At 75.4% G+C, this 21,548-nt stretch carries 21 protein-coding genes and 1 pseudogene; 6 read left to right on the forward strand and 16 right to left on the reverse strand.

The genetic code is table 11. The features are described from left to right. Positions 1–33: 33 nt before the first annotated feature. From BMW62_RS16400 to BMW62_RS16415, 4 genes are all read right to left on the reverse strand, one after another. The gene (locus BMW62_RS16400) at positions 34–756 is read right to left on the reverse strand and encodes an ABC transporter ATP-binding protein (protein ID WP_091932961.1); all 723 of its coding nucleotides are present in this window, start codon (positions 754–756) and stop codon (positions 34–36) included. Then, positions 753–2,564, reverse strand: a complete 1,812-nt coding sequence (locus tag BMW62_RS16405) for a branched-chain amino acid ABC transporter ATP-binding protein/permease (protein ID WP_091932963.1) — start codon at positions 2,562–2,564, stop codon at positions 753–755. Before BMW62_RS16405 ends, BMW62_RS16400 begins: the two co-directional genes overlap by 4 nt. Next, the gene (locus BMW62_RS16410) at positions 2,564–3,439 is read right to left on the reverse strand and encodes a branched-chain amino acid ABC transporter permease (protein WP_091932966.1); all 876 of its coding nucleotides are present in this window, start codon (positions 3,437–3,439) and stop codon (positions 2,564–2,566) included. The genes BMW62_RS16405 and BMW62_RS16410 overlap by 1 nt, the downstream gene beginning before the upstream one ends. A 132-nt stretch (positions 3,440–3,571) precedes the next feature. Further along, complete coding sequence (locus BMW62_RS16415; RefSeq protein ID WP_091932969.1) at positions 3,572–4,750, reverse strand: ABC transporter substrate-binding protein; 1,179 nt, start codon at positions 4,748–4,750, stop codon at positions 3,572–3,574. 325 nt (positions 4,751–5,075) lie between these two features. Here BMW62_RS16415 and BMW62_RS16420 point away from each other — a divergent pair, with 325 nt between their 5' ends. From BMW62_RS16420 to BMW62_RS16430, 3 genes are read left to right on the forward strand one after another with little or no spacing between them, the layout of a single operon-like run. Then, positions 5,076–6,035 carry a putative selenate ABC transporter substrate-binding protein gene (locus BMW62_RS16420; protein WP_244524095.1) on the forward strand — a complete coding sequence of 320 codons (960 nt, stop codon included), beginning with the start codon at positions 5,076–5,078 and terminating at the stop codon, positions 6,033–6,035. 8 nt (positions 6,036–6,043) lie between these two features. Beyond that, positions 6,044–6,778: a phosphonate ABC transporter ATP-binding protein gene (locus tag BMW62_RS16425; protein ID WP_244524096.1), complete on the forward strand. Its 735-nt coding sequence runs from the start codon at positions 6,044–6,046 to the stop codon at positions 6,776–6,778. Further along, on the forward strand, positions 6,775–8,385 hold the full coding sequence (locus BMW62_RS16430; RefSeq protein WP_091932975.1) for a PhnE/PtxC family ABC transporter permease: 1,611 nt from the start codon (positions 6,775–6,777) through the stop codon (positions 8,383–8,385). The genes BMW62_RS16425 and BMW62_RS16430 overlap by 4 nt, the downstream gene beginning before the upstream one ends. 115 nt (positions 8,386–8,500) lie before the next feature. On the opposite strand, the gene BMW62_RS16435 is transcribed toward BMW62_RS16430, so the two are convergent. From BMW62_RS16435 to hrcA, 3 genes are read right to left on the reverse strand one after another with little or no spacing between them, the layout of a single operon-like run. Next, entirely contained in the window at positions 8,501–9,250 is a 750-nt protein-coding gene (locus BMW62_RS16435) for a 16S rRNA (uracil(1498)-N(3))-methyltransferase (RefSeq protein ID WP_091932978.1), read from the reverse strand. A gap of 4 nt (positions 9,251–9,254) precedes the next feature. After that, positions 9,255–10,385 (reverse strand): molecular chaperone DnaJ, encoded by a 1,131-nt coding sequence (gene dnaJ, locus BMW62_RS16440; RefSeq protein ID WP_091932981.1) that lies wholly within the window; start codon positions 10,383–10,385, stop codon positions 9,255–9,257. A 15-nt stretch (positions 10,386–10,400) separates the two neighbouring features. Continuing rightward, positions 10,401–11,423 carry a heat-inducible transcriptional repressor HrcA gene (gene hrcA, locus BMW62_RS16445; protein WP_091932983.1) on the reverse strand — a complete coding sequence of 341 codons (1,023 nt, stop codon included), beginning with the start codon at positions 11,421–11,423 and terminating at the stop codon, positions 10,401–10,403. Between the two features lie 245 nt (positions 11,424–11,668). On the opposite strand from hrcA, the pseudogene BMW62_RS16450 reads away from it, so the two are divergent. Next, positions 11,669–11,959, forward strand: a pseudogene (locus BMW62_RS16450) (type II toxin-antitoxin system VapB family antitoxin); the annotation flags it as partial. Positions 11,960–12,335: 376 nt separating this feature from the next. Then, entirely contained in the window at positions 12,336–12,947 is a 612-nt protein-coding gene (locus BMW62_RS16455) for a hypothetical protein (protein WP_091932986.1), read from the forward strand. A gap of 30 nt (positions 12,948–12,977) precedes the next feature. Here the strand turns inward: BMW62_RS16455 and BMW62_RS16460 are convergent, their stop codons facing one another. The 8 genes from BMW62_RS16460 to hemW all read right to left on the reverse strand — a co-directional run bounded on the left by BMW62_RS16460 (position 12,978) and on the right by hemW (position 18,972). After that, the gene (locus tag BMW62_RS16460; protein WP_139206293.1) at positions 12,978–13,364 is read right to left on the reverse strand and encodes a hypothetical protein; all 387 of its coding nucleotides are present in this window, start codon (positions 13,362–13,364) and stop codon (positions 12,978–12,980) included. 221 nt (positions 13,365–13,585) lie between these two features. Then, positions 13,586–14,191, reverse strand: coding sequence for a response regulator transcription factor (locus BMW62_RS16465; protein WP_091932992.1), 606 nt, complete (start codon positions 14,189–14,191; stop codon positions 13,586–13,588). Further along, entirely contained in the window at positions 14,188–15,300 is a 1,113-nt protein-coding gene (locus BMW62_RS16470) for a sensor histidine kinase (RefSeq protein ID WP_091933100.1), read from the reverse strand. Before BMW62_RS16470 ends, BMW62_RS16465 begins: the two co-directional genes overlap by 4 nt. Positions 15,301–15,320: 20 nt before the next feature. Continuing rightward, a complete protein-coding gene (locus tag BMW62_RS16475; RefSeq protein WP_091932995.1) occupies positions 15,321–16,067 on the reverse strand; it encodes an ABC transporter permease in 747 nt (248 codons plus the stop codon). After that, positions 16,064–16,987, reverse strand: a complete 924-nt coding sequence (locus BMW62_RS16480) for an ABC transporter ATP-binding protein (RefSeq protein ID WP_091933103.1) — start codon at positions 16,985–16,987, stop codon at positions 16,064–16,066. The genes BMW62_RS16475 and BMW62_RS16480 overlap by 4 nt, the downstream gene beginning before the upstream one ends. Before the next feature lie 92 nt (positions 16,988–17,079). Beyond that, positions 17,080–17,394 carry a TraR/DksA family transcriptional regulator gene (locus tag BMW62_RS16485; protein WP_091932998.1) on the reverse strand — a complete coding sequence of 105 codons (315 nt, stop codon included), beginning with the start codon at positions 17,392–17,394 and terminating at the stop codon, positions 17,080–17,082. 84 nt (positions 17,395–17,478) lie between these two features. Beyond that, a complete protein-coding gene (locus BMW62_RS22750; protein ID WP_170852431.1) occupies positions 17,479–17,634 on the reverse strand; it encodes a hypothetical protein in 156 nt (51 codons plus the stop codon). 99 nt (positions 17,635–17,733) lie between these two features. Next, positions 17,734–18,972 carry a radical SAM family heme chaperone HemW gene (gene hemW / locus BMW62_RS16490; RefSeq protein WP_091933105.1) on the reverse strand — a complete coding sequence of 413 codons (1,239 nt, stop codon included), beginning with the start codon at positions 18,970–18,972 and terminating at the stop codon, positions 17,734–17,736. 49 nt (positions 18,973–19,021) lie between these two features. On the opposite strand from hemW, the gene BMW62_RS16495 reads away from it, so the two are divergent. After that, positions 19,022–19,807: an enoyl-CoA hydratase-related protein gene (locus tag BMW62_RS16495; RefSeq protein ID WP_091933001.1), complete on the forward strand. Its 786-nt coding sequence runs from the start codon at positions 19,022–19,024 to the stop codon at positions 19,805–19,807. Between the two features lie 161 nt (positions 19,808–19,968). On the opposite strand, the gene BMW62_RS16500 is transcribed toward BMW62_RS16495, so the two are convergent. After that, positions 19,969–21,213 carry a S1C family serine protease gene (locus BMW62_RS16500; RefSeq protein ID WP_139206294.1) on the reverse strand — a complete coding sequence of 415 codons (1,245 nt, stop codon included), beginning with the start codon at positions 21,211–21,213 and terminating at the stop codon, positions 19,969–19,971. Between the last annotated feature and the right edge of the window lie 335 nt (positions 21,214–21,548).

Consider the following 21,548-nt stretch of genomic DNA (forward strand, 5'->3'; position numbering starts at 1 on the left):
GCTCACGGCGAGCCTCTGGACGGGGCCGGGCCGTCAGGTGCCGCTCTCGACCCCCAGGTAGGCCTGCACGATGCGCTCGTCGGCGAGCAGGTCGGCCGCCGGGCCGGAGTGCACCACCTCGCCGCTCTGCAGCACGTACCCGTGGTCGGCGGCGCGCAGGGCGCGGCGGGCGTTCTGCTCCACCAGCACCACCGTGGTGCCCGACGCGCGGATCTCCTCGATGACCCGGAACACCTCGTCGACGATCTTGGGCGCCAGCCCCATCGACGGCTCGTCCATGAGCATCACCGTCGGCCCGGCGACCAGGGCGCGGGCGATGGCGAGCATCTGCTGCTCCCCGCCGGAGAGCGCCCCCGCCGGCAGCGCCCGCCGCTCGGCGAGCACCGGGAACCGGTCGTACATCGCGTCGACGCGGCGCGCGCCGCCGGTGCCCGAGTGCCACGTGCCCATCTGGAGGTTCTCCTCGATGGTGAGCGTCGCGAGGATCTGCCGCCCCTCGGGCACCTGCACCAGCCCCCGTCCGACCAGCTTGTGGGCGGGGGTCCGGGTGATGTCCTGGCCCTCGAAGGTGATCCGGCCGCCGGCCGGCCGCAGCATCCCGGAGACGGCGTTGATGACCGAGGACTTCCCTGCCCCGTTCGCCCCGACCAGCGTCACCAGCGAGCCCTGCTCGGCCCGGAAGGAGACGTCCCGCACCGCCTCGACCCGGCCGTAGGTCACCCGCAGGCCCTCCACGGTGAGGATCGGGTCGCTCATGTCGCATCCCTCGAGGTGTCGGGCGTGTCCAGGGTGCCGGCGGCGCCGGGCCGCACGTTCGCGACGGCGTCCGGGGGCGCGTCGCCGGCCCCGGCCGCGGTGGCGCCGGAGCGGGCGTCCCCGGCGAGGGGGCTCTCGCCCGCGTCGTCGTCGGCCGACCCCAGGTAGGCCTCGATGACCGCCGGGTCGGCGGCGACCTCGTCCGGCGCGCCGCTGGCGATGACCTCGCCGAAGTTGAGGACGACGACGCGGGTGCAGGTCTGCAGCACCATCCCGACGTTGTGCTCGATGAACAGGATGGTGAGCCCGTCCCGCGCCAGCGACCTGATCAGCTCCGAGAGCCGGGCCGCCTCGACGTGGTTCATCCCCGCGGCCGGCTCGTCCAGGATGAGCAGCGAGGGGTCCGAGGCCAGCGCGCGGGCGATCTCGAGCCGGCGCTGGTCGCCGTAGGACAGCGCCTCCGCCCGGCTGCCGGCGAGCTCGCTCAACCCGACGCGCTCCAGGCAGCGGGCCGCCTGCCGCAGCGCCGCGCGCTCGTCCCGCCGCGCCGACGGCAGCCAGAGCAGCCGCCGCAGGAAGGTGGGCCGGCTGACCAGGTGGGCCCCGACCAGCACGTTCTCCAGCGCCGACAGCCGGTTGAACAGCTTCGAGTGCTGGAACGTGCGGCTCACCCCGGCCGCCGCGATCCGGTGCACCGGTGTGCTGCCGATCGTCGTCCCGAGCACCGTCGCGCTGCCCGAGCTGGGCGGGACCAGCCCGCTGACCATGTTGACCAGCGTGGTCTTGCCGGCGCCGTTGGGGCCGATCAGGCCGACGACCTCGCCGGCGCGGATCTCCAGGTCCACGCCGCGGACGGCGTGCACGCCGCCGTACTCCTTGCTCAGGCCCGCGAGCGTGACCACCGGCTCGCCGGCCGCCGGGTGGCGTCGACCGGCGAGGCCGGCGGCGCTGTCGTCGCCGTCGCCGGAGGGCATCCGGGTCCGGCGCGGGATCAGGCTCGCGAGCCCTCCGGGCAGGAAGAGGATGACGACCAGCAGGAGCAGGCTGGCGAGGAACGGCCGGATCCACCCGGCCTCCACCCCGACCGCCCGCTGGATCTCCGGGACGATCGTCTGGAACCCGCTGCCCAGCAGCGGACCCAGGAACATCGTGGAGCCCCCGACGACGGCGGTGACCAGCCCCTCGACGGCCGCGACGAAGTCGAAGTCGTTGGGGGCGATGAGCCGGACGTAGTAGGCGTAGAGGACGCCGTACAGCCCGGCGACCGCGCCCGCGGTGATGAACGCGGCCAGCCGGTGGCGCCCCACGTCGATGCCCATCGAGCGGGCGGCCAGCTCGTCCTCCCGGATGGCCTCCAGCGCCCGGCCGTACCGGGAACGGCCCATCCGCCAGAACCAGTAGGCCACCAGGGCCAGCGCCGTCCAGGCCATGCCGACGGTGAGGACCCGGGGCACCCCGAGCCCCTGGGCGCCGCCGGTCCACTCCTGGTTGAGCAGCACGACGCGGACCGCCTCGGCGAAGCCGAGGGTCGCGATGGCCAGGAAGACCCCGCGCAGGTGCATGGTCGGCAGGCCGAGGACGACGGCGCCGAGCGCGCCGACCGACATGCCGATCGCCACGGCGATCAGCAGGGCGGGGACGTCGGCGACGTCGGCGGGTGCCAGGTAGGCCCCGGAGAACGCCGCGAGGGAGGCGAACCCGGCCTGGCCGAGGCTGAGCTGCCCGGCGATCAGGACGGCGTAGAAGGAGTAGGCGAAGATCGCGCCCAGCGCGATGAAGGTCAGCGTGGTGGCGTACTGGTCCAGCATCAGACCTCCCGGACCTTCCGCGCGCCGAGCAGCCCCTGCGGGCGCAGCAGCAGGATCACGAACAGCAGGCCGAAGGCGATGACGTTCACCCACGACGAGCCGATGTACTGGACGGCGAACACCTCGGCCAGGCCCAGCAGCAGCCCGCCGATGAGCGCGCCGGGCAGCGAGCCCATGCCGCCGACGATGATGACCGCCAGGCCCTTGAGCTCGATCGCCGCGCCCATGCCCAGCTGGGCGGTGTTCACGTTGATCGCGAACAGCACGCCGGCGACCGCGCCGAGCGCCGAGGAGATCGCGAAGGTGACCGCGGTGACCCGGTCGACGTTCACGCCGAGCACCCGCGCCGCGGTCGGGTTCTCCGCGACCGCGCGCATCCCCCGGCCCAGCCGTGTCCGCGTGACCATGTAGGTCAGGCCCACCATCAGGGCGAGCGAGACCACGAGGATGACCACCTGCACGAGGGTCACCTGGGCGCCGAACACCTCGAAGCGGGTGTCGGGGAAGGAGCCCGGCGGGAAGCGGCGGGTGTCGGGGCCGTAGCGCCACTGCAGCAGCGCGATGAGCATGCCCGCGAGCGCGATCGAGGAGATCAGCCCGGCGAAGTGGGCATCGGCCCGGTTCTTGAGCGGCCGGAACGCCACCCGCTCGATGACCAGGCCGACGACGGCGCCGAAGACGAACACGATCGGCAGCGCGGCCCAGAGGGACAGCCCGCCCCGCTCGACCAGCTCGATGCCGACGAAGGCGGAGGCGGCGAAGACCGCGGGGTGCGCGAGGTTCAGCCGGTCGAGGATGCCGAAGACCAGCGTGAACCCGATGGCGAACAACGCGTAGATCGAGCCGATGAAGATGCCGTTGAGGAGCTGCTGCACAGCGTTGCCTGTTCTCGTCGTGGGTGCCCGGGCACGGTAGCCGACGCACGGCCGGGGGCCCGGTCGCCAGGACCGGGCCCCCGGCGGGGTCGCAGCGCGGCGCCGGCCGGTCAGCCAACCCCGCGGAGCGGGTCACTCCAGGACGGTGAACTCGCCGTTCTCGACGACCTGGACGACGGCCGGGTGGTCGGCGTCGCGGTTCTCGTCGATGGAGAACTCGCCGAGGACGGTGGGCACGTCCTCGATCTGCCCGAGCGCCTCCTGGATGCTGTCGCGCTCGGCCGAGCAGTTGGCGCGTACGGCCTGGTCGACCAGCTTCAGCCCGGTGTAGGCCTGGGCGGCGAACTGGTCGGGCTGGGCGCCGTACTCGGCCTCGTAGGCCTCGAGGAACGCCTGGTTCTCCGGGTTGTCGGAGGAGGAGTTCCAGGCGGCGCCGACGACGACGCCCTCGGCTGCCTCACCGGCGTCGGCCATCAGCGTCGGGTTGTTGAACCCGTTGCCGCCGATGATCGGCACGTCGATGCCGAGCTCGCGGGCCTGGGTCACCAGCGGCACCGCCGCCTCGATCAGCGCCGAGACCACCAGCGCGTCGGGGTCGCTCTCCTGGGCCTGCGTCAGCAGGGCGCGGAAGTCGGTGTCGGACTTGGAGAAGGTGATCGTCTCGCTGATCTCCACGCCCTCCTCCTCCAGCGCGGCGGCGAACGCCTCGTAGCCGGACTCGGTGAAGGCGTCGTCGTTGCTGTACATGACGACCACGTTCTCGAGCCCGAACTGCTCGGTCGCCTGGGCGATCGTCTGCGGGATCACCGCCTGCTCGGTGAGCGAGTCGCGGAAGATGTAGTCGCCGATCTCGGTGACGCCCGCGGCGGTGTTGGAGATGCCCAGCACCGGGACGCCGGCATCCTGGGCGATCGGGTCGGCCTGGACGGCGGCGTTGGACAGGGTGGGCCCGATGATCAGGCTCACGCCGTCGTTGACGAACTCGTCGAAGAGCGTGATCGCCTGGCGGGGATCGGTCTGGTCGTCCTCGATCGTGAGGTCGTAGGTGACGCCGCCCTGCTCGGCCAGCTCCGCGGCGGCGAGCTCCAGGCCGCGCTGCTGCGACTCGCCGTAGCTGGCCGCGGCGCCGGTGAGGCTGAGCACCGCGCCGAGGGGCACCTCGCCCTCGATGGTGCAGGACTCCCCGCTGCCCTCGCCGGTGAGCGCCCCCGAGGCGGCGGACTCACCGCCGCCGGACTCACCGGAGCCGCAGGAGGCGAGGAGGAGGGCCGCGGCGCCGGCCGCGGCGACGGTGTGGAGCTTGGTGCGCATGTCTCTCCCTTGTCGAGCACGACGACCGCGCCGGCCGCGACGAGGCGGCCGCGCGTCACTGGCGGACGGGCCGGTCCGAGGCGCCCGGGCGTCGTGGGCCGACCGGAGCCGGTCGGCTGGTTACGGGAGTCACAGTAGGCACCCTGCGCCGCGCCTTCGGCAGGGGCGTGGCAAGCGTGCCCAGAACGTGACCGTCCGGAAATCGGCGGGTGCGCGTCGACGGCACGGGGCGCCGGGCCGACGACGCCGGGTGCAGGATGGGTCGTCCCGTCGCCCCCTCCCGGAGGTCCGCCGTGCCCGTCCCCCTCCCCCCCGCGAGGACGTAGTGCGTCCCGCTCGCGCCGCCCGGTCGGGTGGCTTCGTCCCCGGTTCCGACCCCCTCCCCACCTTCTCCCGCCGCACCCTGCTCACCGGCACGGGCGCCCTCCTCGCCGCCACGCTCGCCGGCTGCGGCACCGGCTCCGCCGCCGCACCGGGCGACCCGGGGCCGCTGCGCATCGGCGCGATCCCCGACCAGGACCCCGAGGTCCTGCAGCGGCTCTTCGGCACCGTGGCCGGCTCCCTCTCCGCGGACCTCGACCTCGACGTCGAGTACCGGCCGGTGACCGACTACGCCGCCGCCGTCTCGCTCTTCCGCACCGGCGACCTGGACCTGGTCTGGTTCGGCGGGCTCACCGGCGTCCAGGCCCGGCTGCAGGCCCGCGGCGCCGTCCCGATCGCCCAGCGCGACATCGACGAGGAGTTCCACTCGGTCTTCGTCGTCAACACCGCCACCGGGCTCGCGCCGGCCGACGACCTCGCCTCGCTGGCGGACCTCCGGTTCACCTACGGCAGCGAGACCTCCACCTCCGGCCGGCTGATGCCCGCCTACTACCTGCGCGAGGCCGGCGTCGACCCCGAGGGCTTCCCCGGCGGCCCAGGCTTCTCCGGCTCGCACGACGCGACGATCGCCCTCGTCGCCTCCGGCACGTACCAGGCCGGGGTGCTCAACGAGCAGGTGTGGCGGTCCCGGACGGAGAGCGGCGAGGTGGACCCGGCGGTGGTCGCCTACGCCCGCACCCCGGCATACCACGACTACCACTGGCTGCTCGGCCCCGGCGCCGTCGCGCGCTTCGGCGGCGGCCTGGGCGGCCGGCTCACCGGCTGGTTCACCGGGCTGTCCGCCGGTGACCCGGACGACGCGGCGGTGCTCGAGCTCTTCGGCGCGGGCTCCTTCCTCCCGACCGAGGCGGCGAACTACCGGCAGATCGAGGAGATCGGCCGCGACCTGGGGCTGGTCAGCTGAGCGAGGTCGTGCGGCTCACCGGCATCGAGGTCCGCTTCGGCGGCACGCCCGCCCTCGCCGGGGTGGACCTCGCGGTGGCCGCGGGCGAGCGCGTCGCCGTCGTCGGTGCCTCCGGTGCGGGCAAGTCGACGCTGCTCGGGGTGCTCAACGGCGCGGTGCCGCCGACGGCCGGCTCGGTGCGCGTGCTCGGGCAGGACCCGGCGGCCCTGCGCGGGCGGGAGCTGCGCCGGCTGCGGGCACGCACCGGCACGGTGCACCAGCACCTGGAGCTCGCCGGGCAGCTGCGGGTGGTGCACAACGTGAACGCCGGGCGGCTGGGCGCCTGGTCGGCCGCCCGGGCCGCGTGGTCGCTGGTCCACCCCCAGGGCGCCGACGACGTGCTGGCCGCGCTGAGCCGCGTGGGGCTCGCCGACCGGGCGTACGAGCGCACCGACCGGCTCTCCGGGGGTCAGCGGCAGCGGGTGGCGCTGGCCCGGCTGCTGGTGCAGCGGCCCGAGCTCGTGCTCGCCGACGAGCCGGCGTCGGCGCTGGACCCGGCGCTGGCCGACCAGGCGCTCGGGCTGCTCGGCGAGCTCGCGACCGGGCGCGGCGGCGCGCTGCTCGCCTGCCTGCACGACCCCGCGCTGGCGCTGCGGCACTGCGACCGCGTCGTCGGGCTGGCGGCCGGCCGGGTCGTGCTCGACGCCCCCGCCCACACCCTGACGGTCGCGGCGCTGGAGGGGTTCTACGGGGTCAGCCGGTGACCGCCGTCCTGCAGCGGGCCGCGCCGCCGGCCCCGCGGCTGCGCCGGGACCGGCGGCGGTGGGTTTGGGGGCTCGGCGGCCTCGCCCTGCTCGGCTGGGCGCTGGCCGGCAGCGGGCTGCTCTCCGGGCCGGTGCTCAACCCGGCCGGCACCGGACAGGTGGGCCGGTTCCTCGCCGCCGCCGTCCGGCCGGAGCTGGGCGCGGAGTTCCTCCGCGTGGTGGCGGGCTCCACGCTGGTGACCGTCGCGTACGCGGTGCTGGGCGCCGGGCTGGCCGTGCTGATCGGGGCGCTGGGTGCGATCCCGGCGTCGCGCACGACCTGGGGACGGCGGCGCAGCGGCTGGCTGCTCACCCGCGGCGGGCTGGCGCTGCCCCGCGGCCTGCACGAGGCGGTGTGGGGCCTGCTGCTGGTGAACGTGCTCGGCCTGGACCCGTGGGTGGGGGTGCTGGCGATCGCCGTGCCCTACGGCGCGATCACCGCCAAGGTCTTCGCCGACCTGCTCGACGAGGTGCCGCGCGGCGGGTACCGGGCGTTGCTCGCCGCGGGGGCCGGACGCGGGGCGGCGACCCTGTACGGCCTGCTCCCCCCGGCCGCCGGCGGGCTGCTCTCCTACTCGTTCTACCGGCTGGAGTGCGCGGTGCGGTCGGCCGTCGTCCTCGGCCTGATCGGCGCCGGCGGGTTGGGCTACCAGCTGGCCCTCTCGTTCACCTCGCTGCGCTGGGAGCAGGTCTGGACGACGGTCTACGCCTTGGCGCTGCTGTGCCTGCTGGCCGACGTCGCCGGCCGGGCCGTGCGCCGCCGCGTCGCCGCGCCGCGGCCCGGGTCGCGGCGCGACCCCCTCCTCACCGGCGCCGTGCTCGCGGTCCTGGCGCTGGCCGGCTGGGCGGTCGGGTACCTGGCGCTCTCCCCCGCGGCGCTGGTCTCCGCCCGCACCCGCGAGCAGGTCGCCTACGTCGCCTCGGCCGCCTGGCCCCCGGCGACCGACGGCGACCTGCTGGCGGCGGTGTGGTCGGCGTCGGTGGAGACGGTGCGGATGTCGGTGCTGGCGGTGGCGTTCGCGACCGCGGGGGCGGTGGCGCTGGCGGGGCTGGTGGCCCGTCCCGGCGGCCCGACCGGTCCGGGGCGCCGTGCGCTCGGGGTGCTCACCCGCCTCGCCCTGCTGCTGCTGCGCGCGGTCCCGCCGCCGGTGTGGGCGCTGGTGCTGCTGTTCGTGCTCCTGCCGGGCGTGCTGCCCGGGGCGCTCGCGCTCGGCGTCTACACGCTGGGTGTGCTGGGGCGGCTGGTCGGCGAGGCGGTCGAGGAGGCCGACCGGCGCCCCGGGGATGCGCTGCGGGCGTCGGGGGCGTCACCGGTGGGCGCGTGGCTGTACGGCAGCGTGCCGGCGCTGGCCGGGCCGGTGCTCGCGCTGGCGCTCTACCGCTGGGAGGTGGTCGTGCGGGACACCGTCTTCGTCGGCCTGCTCGGCGCCGGCGGGATCGGCGTGCTGCTGTCGGCGGCGACGTCCTCGTTCGACTGGCCGGCGGTCACCACGGTGCTGATCGCCATCGTGCTGCTGACCGTGGTCGTCGACCTGGTGGGTGCCCGCGCCCGCACCGCCCTGCGCTGACGCGATGACACTGCGGTCCTCCGGACCGCACCACGGCCAGGTGCCGTCCCCGCCTGCGACGAGTGCGTCCGCGTTCCCTGCCGGGAGCCCTCCGGGCCCCGCAGCAGGGAACGCCCTACCGCCAGCGGGTGCCCGCCGACAGGGCGGCGAGCGCGGCGGCACCCGCCGTGGAGGTCCGCAGCACCTCGGGGCCCAGCCGCACCGGCTCCGCCCCGGCCGCGCGGAAGGCGACGACCTCGCCGTCGGAGAGCCCGCCCTCGGGGCCGACGACGAGCACCACCGTCCCGGACGCCGGCACCGCCAGCCCGGCCAGCGGACGCCGGGCCTGCTCGTGCAGGACGACGGCGAGGTCGGCCTCGGCGAGCATGCCGGCGACCTCGCGCGTGCTCATCGGCGCGGTGACCTCGGGCAGCCGCGGGCGTCGGGACTGCTTGCTCGCCGACCGGGCCGCGGCCCGCCACTTGGCGACGCCCTTCTCGACCCGGTCGTCGCGCCAGCGGGTCACGCAGCGGGCGGCCTGCCACGGCACGATCCGGTCGACGCCGAGCTCGGTGGCCAGGTCGACCGCCAGCGGGCCCCGGTCGCCCTTGGGCAGCGCCTGCACGAGCACGAACTCCGGGTCGGGCGCGGGCACCTCGAAGCGGTCGCGCACGGCGACCCGCAGGCCCTCCGGCCCGGCGGCGACGACCTCGCCCTCCGCGACGGTCCCCGCGCCGTCCCCGACGTGCACCCGCTCGCCGGCCTGCAGCCGCAGCACGTCGACGGCGTGCCGCCCCTCCTGGCCCGCGACGAGCAGCTCCGGGACGTCGGGCAGCTCGTCGAGCAGGAACAGCGGGGCGCCGTCGAGCTCGGGGGCCTCGCTCACCGGGTCAGCGCCCGTGGAACGCGTCGCGGACCCGGGAGAACAGGCCGCCCTGCGCCTCGCGGTCGGCGCCGGGCTGGTCCTCGCCCCGCAGCGCGGCGAGCTCGCGCAGCAGCTTCTCCTGCTCGACGTCGAGCCGCGTCGGCGTCTGCACCTCGACGTGCACGAGCATGTCCCCGCGCCCGGTGGCCCGCAGCCGCGGCGCACCGTGCGCGCGCAGGGTGAGCACGCTGCCCGACTGGGTGCCCGGGCGGATGTCGAGCTCCTCCTCGCCGTCGAGCGTCTTGAGGTTCAGCGTGGTGCCCAGGGCCGCGGTCGTCATCGGGAGGGTCACCCGGCAGTGCAGGTCCTCGCCGTCGCGGGTGAACACCTCGTGCGGGCGCTCGTGCACCTCCACGTAGAGGTCGCCGGCCGGCCCGCCGCCGGGGCCGACCTCGCCCTGGCCGGTGAGCCGGATGCGCATCCCGTCCTCCACACCGGCCGGCACCTTCACCGACAGGGTGCGGCGGGCCCGCACCCGGCCGTCGCCGCCGCACTTCGGGCACGGCTGCGGGATGACCTGGCCGGTGCCCGCGCAGGTCGGGCAGGTGCGGCTGGAGACCACCTGGCCGAGGAAGCCGCGCTGCACGCTCTGCACCTCGCCGCGACCGGAGCAGGTCCCGCAGGTGGCCGGGTGGGTGCCCGGTGCGGTCCCGGCGCCGGTGCAGGCGTCGCAGAGGACGGCGGTGTCGACGGTGATGTCCTTGGTGGTGCCGAAGACGCTCTCGTCGAGCTCCAGCTCGACCGGGATCAGGGCGTCGCGACCGGCCCGGGTGCGGCTGCGCGGCCCGCGGGTCGTCGCGCCGCCGAAGAAGGCGTCCATGATGTCGCCCAGCCCGCCGAACCCGGGGCCGCCGAACCCGCCGGCGCCCCCGGACCCCGCGTCGAACGGGTCACCGCCCAGGTCCACGATCCGGCGCTTCTCCGGGTCGGTCAGCGCCTCGTAGGCGCGGGTGACCTCCTGGAAGCGCTCCTTGGCCTCCGGATCCGGGTTGACATCGGGGTGCAGGTCCCGGGCCAGCCGCCGGTAGGCGCGCTTGATGTCCTGGTCGGTCGCGCCCTGGGCCAGGCCCAGCACGCCGTAGTAGTCGGTCGCCATCGAAGAGTCTCGTCCTCAGCTCTCGGCCAGCAGGTGGCCGACGTAGCGGGCCACGGCTCGCACCGCGGCCATGTTTCCTGGGTAGTCCATGCGCGTCGGCCCGACGACGCCGAGGCCGCCGAGCGCGCGGTCGCCCGAGCCGTACCCGACGGTGACCAGCGAGGCCCCCGTCAGCGCCTCGTGGGCGTTCTCCTCGCCGATGCGCACCAGCACGGTGCCGGCGTCGACCTCGCTCATCAGGCGCAGGACGACGACCTGCTCCTCGAGGGCCTCCAACAGCGGCCGGAGCGTGCCGGAGAAGTCGGTGCCGCTGCCACGGGCGAGGTTCGCCGTCCCGCCGATGACCAGCCGGTCCTCGCTGGGCTCGACGAGGGTCTCGACCAGGGTGGCGCTGACGGCGGCGACCAGCCCCCGCAGGTGCGACGGCGCGGTCTCCAGCAGGCCGGGCACCTTGTCGCCGGCCTCGCCGAGCTTCACCCCGGCGAAGGCGGAGTTCAGCAGGGCGCGCAGCTCGGGGACGGCGGCGGCGTCGACGTCGGGCGGGCAGTCGACGACCCGCTGCTCCACCCGCCCGGTGTCGGTGATCAGGACCAGCAGCAGCCGGCCGACCGCCACCTGCACCACCTCGAGGTGGCGGACGGCGCTGCGGGACAGCGTCGGGTACTGGACGACCGCCACCTGGCGGGTGAGCTGCGCCAGCAGCCGCACGGTGCGGCCCAGCACGTCGTGCAGGTCGACGGCGCCGTCGAGGAAGCGCTCGATCGCCCGGCGCTCCGCGGACGACAGCGGCTTGACCGCCGAGAGCCGGTCGACGAAGAGCCGGTAGCCCTTGTCGGTGGGCACCCGGCCGGCGCTGGTGTGCGGCTGGGCGATGTAGCCCTGCTCCTCCAGCACCGCCATGTCGTTGCGGATGGTCGCCGGGGAGACCCCGAGGTCGTGCCGCTCGGCGAGAGCCTTGCTGCCCACCGGGTCGTTGGTGGAGACGAAGTCCTGGACGATGGCCCGGAGGACCTCCAGGCGGCGTTCGTCGTGCGCCACGGTGACACCTCCCCGTACCGGTCGACGTGCCGTGCCGCACCCCCGGGTGCGGGGCCGCCGCCGGCCCCGGGACACGCCCGGTCTGGCACTCGCACGGACAGAGTGCCAGGCCAGCATACGTCCGCCCGCGCCCGCCGTCGCGTGGCTCGCTGCCCGCCCGCGCGCGAGGACGGCGGCTGCCCGCGGCGGCTAGGGTGGTGGCGGTCGGTGCCCCTGGCCGGGGGCGGAGAGCGGAGGTCGGTCCCCTGATCTTCAAAGGCGTGCGGAACGGGCGCCCCTATCCCGACCACGGGCTGTCCACCCGCGACTGGGCGATGATCCCGCCCCGGCAGGTCCGGCTGGACACGCTGACCACCACCAAGCGGGAGCTGGCCCTCGACGCGCTGCTCGCCGACGACTCCACCTTCTACGGCGACCTCTTCCCGCACGCGGTGCAGTGGCAGGGGGAGCTGTACCTGGAGGACGGGCTGCACCGGGCGCTGCGCGCGGCGCTGCAGCAGCGCAACGTCATCCACGTGCGGGTCCTCGACCTCGACGCGCTCACCCCGGTGCAGGCGCCCGAGGGCCCGAGCACCGCCTCCCTGCCCGCGCAGCCCCCGGTCCCCGGCCCGCGCGGCCGCTGATCCGGGTCGGTCCCCTCCCAGGGTCCGTCGAAAGCCCGCGAGCCGTGGCCGGTACGGCGACACGTGGGCGGGAATCCACATTCGGCGCTGTCGACGGGGTCTCGGTGACCGGTGCGTCCACCCAGCGCAGACGGTCTGGGGCTTCCCGTGTGCGACGGCCGGCGGTGGTAGCGACACGCAGCTCTGCGCATGGCACTCGCCCCCGGAGGCGTGCCGCCACCGCCTCCCCTGCGCCACGCCTGGGTGGCCCTGCTGGACGGCGGGGTCACTGGGCCGCACGATGCGAGCTGTGGACGTACCCCGGCCGGCATGGCCCCTGCTGCCGGTGGCGGCGCTGCTGGCCGCAATGCCTGCGCTCGCCGCCTGCGGGGCCGGCGGCGGTGGGGCCGACCCCCTGCCCTACGTCGCGGAGTTCCGCCTCGGTGAGAACACGCCCGCGGCGCGGGAGTTCGTGCTCGCGCCGGTCCCCGGCCCACGGGTGCAGGTGCTCCCCGCGCCGTCCCCTGCGCCGCGCATCACGCCGGCACCCGAGGTCGATGGGGAGGTTCCTCTCGAGCTGTCGTACACGCCTTCCCCCGCGCCGGCACCTGACTCCGGTGGGAAGTCACCTCTCGAGTCGGCCTTCCAGCCCTCGGTCGCGTGGGTGAACGACGGTCAGTACCTCGGGGTGGTCACCTACGGCAGTTCGAGCTGCCCCACCGGTCCGCTCGGGATCGAGGTGGTCGGCGGCCAGGAGATCGAGATCCGCCTCGGCTCGCTGTTCCCCGACCGGGGCGTCTGCTCCGCGGACATGAGCGGGCACGTCACCGTGGTGGAGCTGCCGCCGGGGATCACGCCGACGAAGCCGCTGGTGGCCCGCCTGGGAAACCACGAGGTCACCATCGAGGCCGTGGGTCGCTGACCCGAGCCGCCGGGCTGCAGAGGCGGCGGGTCAGCGTCGTCCGTGCGAGCGTGCCAACTGCTCGGTCGGACGGCTCCTGCGAGATGCGGCACCACGCCCGAGACGCACGAGGCCCACGGTGGTGATCCACACCGAGCCGAGACCGAGGCTGGCACCGGCCACGATCGTGGGCGTCCATGACGGCTCCTGGCGGACGACGTCGCCGGCGGTCGGGGCGGTCCACGTGCAGGAGATCCCCAGTGGCAGCCACGAGGTGTCCGCCTCCGCGTACCAGTCCTCGTAGGGCGGGGTGTAGGGCACTCCGCGGTCGCGGCAGACCTGGCTTCGCCCGTCCCCGATCGACGGCGCCCATGCCGTCGCGAGCGTGCCGATGGCGATCACGATCGCCAGCACCAGCAGCGCCACGCCGGGGATCACGCGCACAGGCGCCGGCTGCGCGCCCGGTTCCGTCCCGTCGCCGCGGCGCTCCGCCAGCGGTCCGTCCGCCGTCGCCACACCCCTGATGATCCCGGGCGGACAGGCTGCCCTACTGCACGAACACGCCGGCCGAGCGGGCCCGCCCCGGGTCGACGGAACGTCGTCGAGGTCAGCAAGGACCGCGCAGCGTCGAACCCGGCCCGCGCAGATCGCGCGCCCTCCTACAGCCAGCCCTTCTCCTCCGCGACGCGGGCCGCCTCCACGCGCGTGCGGGCGCCGGTCTTGCCGATCGCCGAGGACAGGTAGTTGCGCACGGTCCCCTCGGACAGGAACAGCCGGCCGGCGATGTCGGCGACGGTCGCCCCGTCCGCGGCGGCGCGCAGCACGTCGGCCTCCCGCGCCGACAGCGGCGTCGCCCCGATCGCCAGCGCCGCCGCGGCGAGGTCGCGGTCGATGACCCGCTCCCCGGCCATGACCGCCCGGATGCCCTGGGCGAGCTCGCTCACGGGGGCGTCCTTCACCAGGAACCCGGCGGCCCCGACCTCCATGGCCCGGCGCAGGAAGCCCGGCCGGCCGAAGGTGGTGAGGATGACCGCACGGCACGCCGGCAGCGCCGCCGCGAGCTCCCGTGCGGCGGTCAGCCCGTCGGCGCCGGGCATCTCGATGTCGAGCAGCGCGACGTCGGGGCGGTGCTCGGCGGCCGCCGCCGCGACGGCGTCGCCCCGGCCGACCTCGGCCACCACCTCGATGTCGTCCTCGAGCTCCAGCAGCGCGCGCAGCGCCCCACGGACCATCGTCTGGTCCTCGGCGATGAGCACCCGGATCACGACGCCGCCACCGGCGAGGCCGCGACCGGGCTGCTCAGCGGCACCGACGCGGTGAGCCGGAACCCGGCGCCCTCCCCCGGCCCGTGGTCCAGCCGGCCCCCGACCGCGGCAACGCGCTCGGCGAGCCCGCACAGCCCGGCGCCGGCCGGGGCATCCCCACCGCGGCCGTCGTCGGCGACGGTCAGCTGCACGTCGTCGTCCCCAGGCCGGAGGGTCACCGTGACCGACCGCGCCCCGCTGTGCCGCAGCACGTTGGTGGTGGCCTCGCGCACGACCCAGCCGAGCACCGCGTCGACCGGGCCGGGCAGCGGCCGTCCCGGCGCCGGCGCCCGCAGCGAGATGCCGGCCGCCGACAGCGCCGAGCGGGCCTCGGCCAACGCCTGGGCGAGGCTCACCTGGCGGTAGCCGCTGACCGCGTCGCGCACCTCGGCGAGGGCCCGCCGCGCTGCCGCCTCGACGTCGGCCATCTCCTGGCGGGCGCGGGCCGGGTCGCGCTCGGCCAGCCGGCCGGCCAGCTCGCTCTTGAGCGCGATCAGCGACAGGCTGTGCCCGAGCAGGTCGTGCAGGTCGCGGGCGAAACGCAACCGCTCCTCGGCCACGGCGTTGCGGGCCAGCTCCTCCCGGGCCTCCACCAGCTCGGAGTTCACCGAGATCAGCTGCCGCATCCCGCGGAGCGCGAACGCGGTGAGCACGCACATCACCGGCAGGATGAAGACCTCGCCCAGGACGCCGTGGGCGGCCAGCACCCCGGCGCACACGCCGGCCGCGCCCACGACCGCCGGCCACACCCACCGCTGAGGCAGGCCCACGGAGGCCGCGGCCGAGACGTAGATCATCAGCCCGGCCCACGCGGGGCCCAGCCAGACGGCGAGCCCGACGCCGAGGACGGCGACGACCGCCAGCTGCACGCGCGGCCAGTCGCGGCGCTCACCGAAGACCTGACCGAAGATGCCGAGGTAGACGACGGTGAAGGCGATCAGGCCCGCAGCCGCGGCCACCTGGACGAGCGCCGGCCGGGGCGTGCTGACGAGGTCGGCGACCGGGAAGACCTGGAACAGCAGCCAGGGCACGGCCCAGCCCAGGCGCTGCCAGCGGTTCCGGGGATCCACGAGCGGCACCGTAGCCGGGCTCAGCCCGCGACCGCGTGCAGCGGCCGCCTCCGTGCGACGGACACCGCGATGAGCCCGAAGGCCGCCGTGAACCCGGCCATCGCCAGGACCGCCCCCGCTGCCGGCCAGCCCCCGGCGGCCACGCCGCGCCCCAGCTCGGCGTACCAGTACGAGGGCAGCGTGTACGCCAGCCCGCGCATGGCCTCCGGCAGCATCTCCACCGGCCACCACAGCCCGCCGAGCGCGGCCAGCACCACACCCAGGATGCCGATGGCGCCCCCGGCGGCCTTCTCGTCCAGCGACAGCCCGACCAGCAGCCCCAGCGCCACGAACGCCGCCGACCCGGCCCACAGGACCGCCAGCAGCGCCAGCCAGGTGCCGACCGGCAGCTGGACCCCGTTGACGAACCGGCCGACCAGCGCGACCACCAGGAGGCTCGGCAGGGCCAGCAGCACGCCGACGGCGACGTCGACGGCGAACACCTGCGTCTGCGGCACGGGCGTGACCCGGAGCTGGCGCAGCCAGCCCGAGGCGCGGTCGAAGGAGATGCGGATGGTCGCGCCCAGGGACGCGCCGATGGCACCGTAGGCCATCATCGAGACCATGATCGACGCCGAGACCTCCTGACGCTCGGCCACGCCCGGCATCTGCCCGCCGATGATCTTCGTGAGGAAGATCGTGAACAGCGCCGGTAGCAGCACGGTGAAGAAGACGAACTGCTTGTTGCGCGCCACCCGGCGCAGCTGGAAGCCGAAGAGCGGGTTCACCGGGTCGCTCCGATCGTGGTCTGCCGGCGGGTGGGGATGAGGGAGAGGACGGCGTCCTCGAGGGAGGCGCCGCGCACCTCGAGATCGGGCAGCCCGCCGTCGGCGAGCAGGGCGCGCAGGGTGGCGTCGGCGTCGATGGTCGCCAGCCGGACGGTGCTCCCCTGCCAGGTCACCCCGGTGACCCCGGGCACGTCGTCGAACCGGCGCTCGGGCGCGGCCGTGAAGGAGACCGTGCGCCCACCGACGCCGGCCTTGATCTCGGCCGCGGTGCCGTCGGCGACGACGCGGCCACCGGCGACGACCACCACCCGGTCGGCGACCGCGTCGGCCTCGTCGAGGTGGTGGGTGGCGAAGACGACGGTGTGCCCGCGGCCGGCCAGGCCGCGCATCGTCGTCCAGAAGGCCCGGCGCGCCTCGACGTCCATGGCGGAGGTCGGCTCGTCCAGGAGCAGCAGCGGCGGGGCGCCGACGAGGGCCAGGGCCAGCAGGACGCGCTGGCGCTGGCCGCCGGAGAGCGCGTCCACCGGCCGGTCGAGCAGGCCGGCGATGCCGGCGGTGGCCACCAGGTCCGCGAGCGGCCACGTGCCGTCTCCCCCGGCCCGCCCGAAGCTGCGCCGCACCAGGTGCAGCACCTCACCGACCCGGGCCTCGCTGGGCAGGCCGCCGTGCTGCAGCATCGCGCCGACGCTGCCGGCGCGGACGGCGGCGCGCGGGTCGCGGCCCAGCACGCGCATCTCCCCCGCGGCCGGGGTCAGCAGCCCGAGGACGGCGTTCACCGTCGTCGACTTGCCGGCCCCGTTGGGTCCGAGGAGGGCGACGGTCTGGCCGCGCGGGATGGTGAGGTCGAGGTCGTCGACGGCGACCGCGTCGCCGTAGCGGACGGTCAGCCCGCGGATCTCGAGGGCGGGTGCGGAATGCATGCGCCGAGCCTGCCCCGAGGGCCGGGCACGCGAGTAGTGCCGGACGTCGCCGGCCGCGTCTGACATCCGTCAGCTGCGGCCGGCGACCGGGCTCAGGCCGCCGGGGTGCAGGCGACGCAGGTGCGGGCGAACGGGCGGAGCTCCAGCCGCTCCTCCGGGATGGCGGCGCCGCACCCGGTGCAGTGGCCGTAGCTGCCGTCGTCGATGCGGGCGAGGGCGGCGTCGATCTCCTCGATGGTGCGCTGCAGGTCGGCGCTGCGGCGCTGGGCGACCGGGTCGGGCACCGAGGTGGCGCACTCGGCGAGCGCCTCCTCCCGCTGCTGCACGGCGTCGGCGCGCTGCTCCTCCAGCAGGCGGCGGAAGCGGTCGGCCGAGGCGGCGGTCGAGCTGTCGAGGCTGGCGGACATGCGGGGATCTCCTTCGGGCGAACGCGGGAGGACGCGGTCACCGGTCGGTGGCGCGTCGGGGTGGACGTGGGACCCCGGTAGGGGTCAGAAGCGACGCGGCGGGGCCCGGTCCTGGCTGCGGCGGAGGACGTCGAGGCCGCGCAGGCCGCGGGCGCGGCGGTTCATGGCGAGGGCGAGCCGTGCACCGCCGGACAGGGCGAACGGCGGGGTCGCGGACGGGCACGCTGCTGGTGCGATCACCGACGACCCCCTCCGTGCACCCCGGCCTCGTTGCCGGAACGGGCACCATAACCGCTGCCGCTCCCGACAACCCCGCTCGTTCGGGTGATGTTCCCGGCGTCAGTCGGTGAGGTCGCGGACCACGGCGTCGGCGAGCAGGCGCCCCCGGTCGGTGAGGACGGCGCGGCCCGCGGCGTGCGCCCCGGGCTCGAGCAGCCCGTCGGCGACGGCCGCGGCGGCCCGGGTCCGGCCGGTGGGGGTGAGCGCGGTCAGCGGCAGCCCGTCGCGCAGGCGCAGGCCCAGCATGACCGCCTCCAGCGCCCGATCGGCATCGTCGAGCACCTCGGCGTCCTGCGCCGGGCTCTCCCCGCGGGCCAGCCGCTCGGCGTAGGCCGCGGGGTGCTTGACGTTCCACCAGCGGACGCCGCCGACGTGGCTGTGCGCGCCCGGGCCGACCCCCCACCAGTTGGCGTTGGCCCAGTACAGCTCGTTGTGCCGGCAGCGGGCCGCCTCGGAGGTCGCCCAGTTCGACACCTCGTACCACTCGAAACCGGCCCGGCGCAGGGTCGCGTCGGCCTGCTCGTAGCGGTCGGCCAGCACGTCGTCGTCGGGCATGGGCAGCTCCCCGCGTCGGACCCGGCGGGCGAGCTTCGTGCCCTCCTCGACGATGAGGGCGTAGGCGCTGACGTGGTCGACCGGCGAGGCGAGGACGGCGTCGAGGGAGGCCGCCCAGTCCGCGTCGGTCTCCCCCGGCGTGCCGTAGATGAGGTCGAGGTTGACGTGCTCGAACCCCGCGGCCCGGGCCTCGTGCGCCGCGTCGACGGCACGGCCGGGCGTGTGCCGCCGGTCGAGCGCGGCGAGCACGTGCGGTGCGGCCGACTGCATGCCGAGGCTGACCCGGGTGAAGCCGCCCTCGCGCAGCCGGGCCAGCGACGCCGGGGACACCGTCTCCGGGTTGGCCTCGGTGGTCACCTCGACGTCGTCGGCGACGGGGAAGAGCTCCCGGACGGCGGCGAGCACCGCGGCGAGGTCGTCCGCGGGCAGCAGGGTGGGCGTGCCCCCGCCGACGAACACGGTGGAGACCGTCGGGAGGTCCGGGCCGAGGGTGCGGGCGGCGCGCTCGAGCTCGGCGATCGCGGTGCCGGCGTACTCGCTGCGGTTCGCACCGGGCCCTAGCTCCTCGGAGGTGTAGGTGTTGAAGTCGCAGTAGCCGCAGCGGGTCGCGCAGAACGGCACGTGCACGTAGAGCCCGAACGGGGTGGTCGCGAGCCCCTCGCGGGCACCGGCGGGGAGCCGGTCGGGGCCGGGCGAGCCGGGCGCCGGGCCGGCGTCGTTCAGCAGCGGCAGGACGGTGTTCATCTGCTCCCAGTGTGCCGCGCCGGCCCGCGGGGGCGGCAGGATGCCGGGCGTGACCTCCGACCGAGTGCTGCAGGTGTCCCTCTCGCGCGGCGTCGCCACCCTGACGCTGGACTCCCCCGCCAACCGCAACGCGCTCTCGCGGGCGATGCGCGCCCAGCTGCGCGATGCGCTGACCGATGCCCTCGCCGACGACGCGGTGCGGGTGGTCGCGCTCGACCACACCGGCCGGGTGTTCTGCTCGGGCATGGACCTGTCCGAGGCCGCCGGCGGTTCTTCGGAGGACCAGGGGGTGCGCGAGTTCCCCGAACTGCTGCAGCTGCTGTGGTCCGCGCCCAAGCCGGTCGTGGCGGTGGTGCGCGGACCGGCGCGCGCCGGCGGCGTGGGGCTGCTGGCCGCCTGCGACGTCGTCGTCGCGGCGTCGTCGGCCACCTTCGCCTTCTCCGAGGTGCGGCTGGGGCTGGTGCCGGCGGTGATCTCCGCCGTCGTCCTGCCCCGGATGACGACGCACGTGGCGCACCGGCTGATGCTCAGCGGCGAGGTCTTCGACGCCGCGACCGCCGCCTCCGGCGGGCTGGTCGACCTGGTCGCCGCCGACGACGACCTCGACGCCGCGCTGGCCGGGCAGCTCACCGCCCTGGCCGCGGGCGCACCCGCCGCCCTGGCCGAGACCAAGCGGCTGTTGCGGGCGCGCCGGCCGGAGCTCTCGTTCGAGCCGCTGCTCGACCTCTCGGCGCGGTTCTTCGCCGGCGAGGAGGGCCAGGAGGGCATCGCGGCGTTCCGCGAGAAGCGCCCCGCGCGCTGGGTGCCGGCCGCCGACGACCCGACCTCCGGGTGAGTCGCGCGCTGCCCACCCGTGGTGGGCCGAGCGCGACTGCGCGCGGAACACCTACCGCGGGCTCGGCTGGCCCTCCCCCGGGAGCTCTGCCTCTGCTCCCGGGAGCAGGAGGAACCAGGGGCAGAGCGCTCCGCGAGGTGCTTCCGAGGCGGCGGGTGTGCTCAGTCCCCGGCGGGGCCGGCCGGCACGCGCAACTCGACCCGCCAGGGGTCGTAGACCTGGGCCGTCTGGGTGGGTTCCATGAAGAAGCCGTCCACCACGATCGCGTCGCCGGGATTGGTGGAGGTGAGCACGCCACACATCTCGGCGAAGGACGACACCGGCTGCCCGGCCATCCTCGTGATGACGTCCCGGAGCAGGATGCCGGCCGCTTCCGCCGGTGAGCCGCTCTCGACGGTGGTGACGACGAGCGCAGGGATGCCCGCCTCCGCGAAGGCCTCGGGGTGGCCCGCACCGCCTGCCCAGATCGCCCCCGCCTCCTCGGGCGTCAGCGTGCTCAGGTCGAACCCGGTGAGACCGACGTCGCCGTAGCTCACTCCCTGCCTCAGCTGCTCGATGACGGGGACGGCGTGCTCCGTCGAGATCGCGTAGTACTGCCCCTGGATGGTCCGTCCGCCCTGCTCGGTGTTGCCGAGGGAGTTCACCCCCACGACCTCACCGCGGTCGTTGAACAGCGGCCCGCCGCTGTTGCCGGGATTGATGACGGCGTCGTGCTGGATCGCGGCGACGTAGAGCGGCAGGCTGGAGTGCGGCGCCGCGTCCAACCTCGGAACCTGGACGTGCCCGGAGGTCGGGACCGCGGTGCGGTCGCCGGCCTGGGCGGCGTCGAAGCTGGCGGGGAAGCCGATCGCCGTGACCTCGTCCTGCGCCTGCAGCGGGGTGGAGTCACCCATGGTGACCTCGGTCAGGTCCCGGGGAACCGTGTTCATCTGGAGGACCGCGAGGTCCTCGCACGGCGAGACCCCCAGCCGCCGGGCCGGGATGCGGTCGCCCCGGGAGGTGACCACGCTGAGCGAGCCGACCCCACCGGTGACGTGCGCGTTGGAGACGACGATGCCTTCCGCCGCATCGATCACGAACCCGCTCCCGGTGCCCTCCGCAGCGAGGACCTGGACGGTCGCGTCCACGTTCTGCGCGAAGATCTCCTTGGGGCTGAGTGCCTCCTCCGCCGCCGGCGCACCTGCTGCCGTCCCGACGTCCCCGACAGGCTCATCCTGGAGCAGGGGCGCGCTCGGGGACGGGGTCGGGCTCGGAGGTGCCACCGGGCTCGGGGGTGCGGCCGTGGTCGTGCTCGGGGGCGGCGGTGGGGTCGCGGCCGGGGTCGAGCCCTCGGTGCCGCAGCCGGTCAGGACCGCGGCCACCAGCGCCCCGCTCGCGAGCAACGTCGTCGTTCTCCTGTGCGTCATGGCCTCCCCCTCGCTGCCGTCACCCGGTACGGGCCGGACACCCCCTCGACTGGCCGCGCGCGTGGGTGCGGGTGCCATGCGAGGCACGGATGGTAGGTAGGGAGGGTCTGGCCGAGGGGCCTTCGGGCACTCGTCCGCTCGACGTGGACGGCGCCACGCCCTGGTGCCTCCACGTGTGTCACCGCCGCGTTGCAGCGCGCCACCGGACGTGGAGATCCGCGGCACAGCGCTCCTCGGTCGGCAGTAGATCTCTGCCCTCCCCGGGTGGGCAGAGATCTACTGCCGACGGAGCTCTGCCTCTGAGTGCCCTGGCACTCAGAGGCAGACTCCGCCCG

The sequence above is a fragment of the Blastococcus sp. DSM 46786 genome (genome assembly GCF_900109665.1).
GTDB lineage: Bacteria > Actinomycetota > Actinomycetes > Mycobacteriales > Geodermatophilaceae > Blastococcus > Blastococcus carthaginiensis.